Below are 405 nucleotides of genomic sequence, written 5' to 3'. Positions count from 1 at the left end.
ATGGCTTTATGCGCTCGACCTTTGTTTTTCGACTCTGCTTTTAAGGCATCGTTATATTTGCGTCTAGCGTGTGCCCAGCAACCAACAGGGGTAATGCCTTCAATACCGTCATAAACACGGTAACCGTCGCACTGTAAATAGCCTTTATAACCGGCAAGAAATTCTTTTGCGCAAGCGCGACTTCGACCTGCTTGGTAATCGTAAATCACGACAGGCTCACGGCTGACCTCATTGCTGCGATAAACCCACATGTAGGAATTGCTGCTAGGGTTGTCACCTTCATCTAAGACTTGTGTACGGGTTTCATCGGCACATAAACTGTGCTCACTAAGCAAGTGACGTTGCATGGCTGCCACTAAGGGGCTGATTAGCAGGCCCGCTTTAATACACCAATTAGCTAATGTT

The 405-nt window shown here is 47.2% G+C and carries 1 protein-coding gene; it reads right to left on the bottom strand.

The window, feature by feature from the left end; all coding sequences use genetic code 11:
* Window positions 1–347, bottom strand: a 347-nt coding sequence (locus AAEZ22_RS18800) for an IS66 family transposase (protein ID WP_352298399.1), incomplete at its 3' end; no start/stop codon positions are given.
* Window positions 348–405: the final 58 nt, after the last annotated feature.

This window comes from Pseudoalteromonas sp. 20-MNA-CIBAN-0454, assembly GCF_040308685.1.
Classification (GTDB): domain Bacteria; phylum Pseudomonadota; class Gammaproteobacteria; order Enterobacterales; family Alteromonadaceae; genus Pseudoalteromonas; species Pseudoalteromonas nigrifaciens.
Note: the sequence above shows the minus strand (reverse complement) of the source record. Positions and strands in the feature narration are given on the sequence as shown.